Raw genomic sequence first — 4,802 nt, 5'->3', positions numbered from 1 at the left:
AGCAGCTTGTTCAGGATTGATGTTCTGGTTTAAGGATAAAAGACTTAAACGGGAACAAACAGGATTTGTCTGGCGGCAATAGCGCGGTGGTCCCACCTGACCCCATGCCGAACTCAGAAGTGAAACGCCGTAGCGCCGATGGTAGTGTGGGGTCTCCCCATGTGAGAGTAGGGAACTGCCAGACATTAAATTTTAAAGGTTGTGTCAGTACTGACTGACCGCACCATATTTGCTGATATGGCTCAGTTGGTAGAGCACACCCTTGGTAAGGGTGAGGTCCCCAGTTCGAATCTGGGTATCAGCACCAGAAGTATAAAAATTTAAAAGAATTTACCTAGCGGCAATAGCGCGGTGGTCCCACCTGACCCCATGCCGAACTCAGAAGTGAAACGCCGTAGCGCCGATGGTAGTGTGGGGTCTCCCCATGTGAGAGTAGGGAACTGCTAGGTTTTAAATATAAGAAGCCACCCATAAGGGTGGCTTTTTGCTATCTACGATTTATAATTTATTTAATGCTAATAAATTTTCCCCTAGCCTCATTATTTCTACATACATGCTATTCACTGCTAGGTCTGGCTGATAGACTTATCACATCTTAGATCCTATTTGTACTGAAGGCTGCAATGAACCTGACCTCCGAACTTAAAACATTTAATAGTTTTGCTATTGATGCAAAAGCACTGTCTGTACATATTGTGCAGAGTGTCGATGACCTATATGAGCGATGGACTCAGGCAAAGAATGATAAATTACCAGTCTTATTATTAGGTGGTGGTAGTAATGTCCTATTTGTCGAAGACTTTGATGGTATGGTCATTATTAATAGAATTAAAGGTATTGAAATAAGTGAGTCACAAGATGCTTGGCATGTTCATGCTCAAGCCGGAGAGAACTGGCATCAGCTCATTGAAACTTTATTGAATAAAGGTATATATGGTGCTGAGAATTTAGCGCTGATTCCTGGTTGCGTGGGTTCTGCACCGATACAAAATATTGGTGCTTATGGCTTAGAGTTAAAAGATATCTGTGAATATGTGGATATTCTTTCCCTTGTTACTGGAAAAATCACTCGGATTCTCGCTAATGAATGTCGATTTGGTTACCGAGATAGCATCTTTAAACATGAATACCAACATTCTCACGTAATTGTTAGTGTTGGTTTGATCTTCTCTAAAGAATGGGCTCCCAAGTTAGCTTATGGGGATTTATCCAAATTAGATCCGGCGGTAGCCACCCCGCGACAAGTATTTGAATCCGTCTGTGAGACTCGTAAAAGTAAATTACCTGATCCGAATGTCGTTGGAAATGCGGGTAGCTTTTTTAAAAACCCATTGGTATCTGCAACATTGGCTCAGAAAATTAAAGATAATTATCCTAATTGTCCTCAGTATATTCAGCCTGATGGCACAGTAAAGCTTGCTGCAGGTTGGTTAATAGACCAATGTGGACTGAAAGGTCATCAGCTAGGAGGTGCTGCTGTACATACTCAGCAAGCTCTAGTACTAATTAATAAGTATGGTGCTACCGGGCAAGATATCGTTGATCTGGCAAAATTTATTAGTCAAACAGTTGCGGCACGATTTAATATTTATCTAGAGCCTGAAGTCCGATTCATTGGTAAACAAGGTGAGGTAAATGCGATGGATTATATGAAATGAAAGAAACAAGTATTCCCTTACAGGTCATTGATATCTTAGCAGATGGAAAAATTCATTCAGGTGAGCAGCTTGGTGAACGGTTAGGAATGACGCGTGCAGCGATCAATAAGCATATTAAAACATTACGTTCCTGGGGTTTAGATATACAAACGGTTACTGGCAAAGGCTATCAAGTTCCTAATAAAATTAATTTATTGAATAAATCAGATATAGAAAAATATGTAGATGCTGTAAAGATTATTGTTGAGCCAGTGATTGATTCTACAAATCAATATATGTTGGAACGTATACCTAATTTGAATTCGGGAGATACATGTCTGGCAGAATACCAAAGTGCTGGCAGGGGACGTAGAGGACGACAATGGATATCACCATTCGGATGTAATCTTTATTTATCGACTTACTGGAGGCTAGAACAAGGCCCAGCGGCGGCTATCGGCTTGAGTTTAGTGGTCGGTATTGTTATAGCTGAGACACTTAATAAGGTATGTGGCAATAAAGTAAAAGTAAAATGGCCGAATGACCTGTATATGAATGATAAAAAACTTGCAGGTATTTTGGTTGAATTAACCGGTAAGACAGGTGATGCTGCACATATTATTATTGGTATTGGTATTAATATCGGAATGAATGAAAATATACTTCAAAAAGAAAAACCAATTAATCAAGCATGGTCATCTTTAACTGATGAAGTTGAGAATATTGAAAGAAATAAGTTAGCTGGAAATATTATTAACGCATTAAGGCAGTCGCTACTTTTATTTGAAAAGGAAGGTTTGAAACCGTTTTTGGCAAAATGGTTTGATCTAGATAATTTCTTAGGGAGAAGCGTTAAGTTATTGATTGGTAATGACGTTATAACCGGAATAGAAAAAGGTATTAATGAGCAGGGCGCACTGCTGTTACAAACAGAGAATGGTGAAATAATTCCTTATATTGGTGGTGAAATATCATTAAGAGGAAATGAAAAATAAAAAATAGGCCGGGTAATGTCGGCCTTATTAATTATTTTCGTAAACGAACATTTTGAATAGAATGATTTTTACCTTTAGTCATAATTAAACTAGCTCTTTCTTTAGTAGGTAAAATATTCTCTTCAAGGTTTAGTCCATTAATTTCATCCCAAATAGAGCTTGCTATATTAATAGCTTCTTCTTCACTTAGTTTAGAATAATTATGGAAGTAAGAATCAGGATCAGAAAATGCACCTTGCCTAAATTTTAAAAAGCGCCCGATATACCACTCTTTCAATAATTGTGGATCTGCATCGACATAAATAGAAAAATCTACAAAGTCAGAGACAAAAACATGGTGAGGATCTTGCGGATAATCCATGTCACTTTGTAGTACATTTAATCCTTCAAGAATTAAAATATCTGGTTGATCAACTATTTGTTGTTGGTCAGGCACAATATCGTAGGTCAAATGTGAATAAACTGGAGCCGCTACATTGCGAGCCCCTGATTTTATCTGTGAAACAAAGTTAACAAGTTTTCTCATATCGTAAGATTGTGGGAAACCTTTTTTCTTCATGATATTCCTATCCCGCAATACTTGGTTGGGATGCAGAAAACCATCAGTAGTCACTAAATCGACTTTTCTGTGTTCAGGCCAACGGGTTAATAATGCTTGTAGCAAACGTGCGGTTGTACTTTTACCTACCGCAACACTGCCTGCAATACCGATAATATAAGGAACTTTAGCTTCATTTGTCCCTAAAAATTGTTCTAGAACGGCTTGGCGACGTAAATTAGAGCTTATATAAAAATTAAGTAAGCGAGATAGAGGTAGATAAATTTCAATGACATCGTCCATTGAGAGCTCTTCATTAATTCCCTTTAATTCAAAAAGCTCACTAGATGATAGCGTCAGAGGAACCGAATCACGTAATGTGGCCCAATGCTCTCTATCAAATTCTAAGTATGGTGTAGTGATAAAATTTTCTTTCTGTTTCATAAACCAACATCTGCCTATTGTGTGCAGGTTGGACAGGTTGCCTAAACATCCGTATCCATAAAATTTGATAGCATCATAGCGATTGAGGAAGTGGAGGCGTAGGATTTTTTATGTTTTATGTGAATTTTTTTTGACGTATACGAGAAAAATAGCATTGATTGATCGAAAAACATACTAGTAAAAAGTAAGACCAAATCATAATGGTGAATAAAAAATCTGTATTTAAGTAAGGTGAGGTCAATAAGTGTTCTTTACTCGCTAGATCATAATGGATTATAGTTAATAAATACTGCTGATGTTTTAATCTTAAAGTAGTTATAAAAACAGCAAAAATGCGAAAAGTGAATAAAATATGAGCAAACGAACAAAAAAATAAATTTTTTTGTTGCAACCTGCGCTCACTCTTCCTAGAATGCGCAGCACTTGATGCCGGCATAGCTCAGTTGGTAGAGCAACTGACTTGTAATCAGTAGGTCCCGAGTTCGACTCTTGGTGCCGGCACCATTAAAAATTTGGATAGGTGGGATACCCAAGCGGCCAAAGGGAGCAGACTGTAAATCTGCCGTCACAGACTTCGAAGGTTCGAATCCTTCTCCCACCACCATCTCCAACAAGCTTTAATAAGCTTTGAGGAAACCCAGTTTAACAGCTGATAACTCAGGTAGCCGAGTTCATTGCGGGCATCGTATAATGGCTATTACCTCAGCCTTCCAAGCTGATGATGCGGGTTCGATTCCCGCTGCCCGCTCCAAGATGTGCTGATATAGCTCAGTTGGTAGAGCACACCCTTGGTAAGGGTGAGGTCGGCAGTTCGAATCTGCCTATCAGCACCACTTCCCCTATGTTCTCAATTATCTCCTGATGTTTCTTCTGTTCTCCTGTTAAGAATACAAGCGAATTTATGCTTGGTTGATGTGGTTTAACCACCGATTCCGTGTCTTAGAGGGACAATCTAATGTCTAAAGAAAAATTTGAACGTTCAAAACCGCACGTTAACGTTGGTACAATCGGCCACGTTGACCACGGTAAAACTACTCTGACAGCAGCTATCACTACTGTTCTGGCAAAAACTTACGGCGGTAACGCTCGTGCATTCGATCAAATCGATAACGCACCAGAAGAAAAAGCGCGTGGTATCACCATCTCTACTTCTCACGTAGAATATGATACTCCTACTCGCCACTACGC

At 39.1% G+C, this 4,802-nt stretch carries 4 protein-coding genes, 5 tRNA genes and 2 rRNA genes; 10 read left to right on the top strand and 1 reads right to left on the bottom strand.

All coding sequences use genetic code 11. From position 1 onward, the window contains the following. Positions 1 to 68: 68 nt before the first annotated feature. From rrf (PROVRUST_RS18080) to birA, 5 genes are all read left to right on the top strand, one after another. A 5S ribosomal RNA gene (gene rrf / locus PROVRUST_RS18080) occupies positions 69 to 184 on the top strand. 47 nt (positions 185 to 231) lie between these two features. Further along, positions 232 to 307 (top strand) — tRNA-Thr (locus PROVRUST_RS18075). A 26-nt stretch (positions 308 to 333) separates the two neighbouring features. Further along, a 5S ribosomal RNA gene (gene rrf, locus PROVRUST_RS18070) occupies positions 334 to 449 on the top strand. 174 nt (positions 450 to 623) lie between these two features. Then, positions 624 to 1,658, top strand: coding sequence for a UDP-N-acetylmuramate dehydrogenase (gene murB / locus PROVRUST_RS18065; protein ID WP_006816343.1), 1,035 nt, complete (start codon positions 624 to 626; stop codon positions 1,656 to 1,658). Further along, positions 1,655 to 2,632, top strand: a complete 978-nt coding sequence (gene birA / locus PROVRUST_RS18060; RefSeq protein WP_006816342.1) for a bifunctional biotin--[acetyl-CoA-carboxylase] ligase/biotin operon repressor BirA — start codon at positions 1,655 to 1,657, stop codon at positions 2,630 to 2,632. The genes murB and birA overlap by 4 nt, the downstream gene beginning before the upstream one ends. 31 nt (positions 2,633 to 2,663) lie before the next feature. Here the strand turns inward: birA and coaA are convergent, their stop codons facing one another. Beyond that, entirely contained in the window at positions 2,664 to 3,614 is a 951-nt protein-coding gene (coaA, locus tag PROVRUST_RS18055) for a type I pantothenate kinase (RefSeq protein WP_006816341.1), read from the bottom strand. Between the two features lie 428 nt (positions 3,615 to 4,042). Between coaA and PROVRUST_RS18050 the strand changes: the two genes are divergently transcribed. The 5 genes from PROVRUST_RS18050 to PROVRUST_RS18030 form a co-directional block, all read left to right on the top strand. After that, positions 4,043 to 4,118 (top strand) — tRNA-Thr (locus tag PROVRUST_RS18050). Positions 4,119 to 4,133: 15 nt separating this feature from the next. Beyond that, a tRNA-Tyr gene (locus tag PROVRUST_RS18045) sits at positions 4,134 to 4,218 on the top strand. A gap of 72 nt (positions 4,219 to 4,290) precedes the next feature. Then, positions 4,291 to 4,365, top strand: a tRNA-Gly gene (locus PROVRUST_RS18040). A 6-nt stretch (positions 4,366 to 4,371) separates the two neighbouring features. Next, a tRNA-Thr gene (locus PROVRUST_RS18035) sits at positions 4,372 to 4,447 on the top strand. A gap of 122 nt (positions 4,448 to 4,569) precedes the next feature. Next, a partial coding sequence (locus PROVRUST_RS18030) for a GTP-binding protein (protein ID WP_006816340.1) occupies positions 4,570 to 4,802 on the top strand: 233 nt, incomplete at its 3' end.

The organism is Providencia rustigianii DSM 4541, from assembly GCF_000156395.1.
Classification (GTDB): domain Bacteria; phylum Pseudomonadota; class Gammaproteobacteria; order Enterobacterales; family Enterobacteriaceae; genus Providencia; species Providencia rustigianii.
Note: the sequence above shows the minus strand (reverse complement) of the source record. Positions and strands in the feature narration are given on the sequence as shown.

Coding starts and splice junctions, on each gene's coding strand:
- birA (WP_006816342.1), top strand. CDS start 1,655: ATGAAAGAAACAAGTATTCCCTTACAGGTCATTGATATCTTAGCAGAT.
- murB (WP_006816343.1), top strand. CDS start 624: ATGAACCTGACCTCCGAACTTAAAACATTTAATAGTTTTGCTATTGAT.
- coaA (WP_006816341.1), bottom strand. CDS start 3,614: ATGAAACAGAAAGAAAATTTTATCACTACACCATACTTAGAATTTGAT.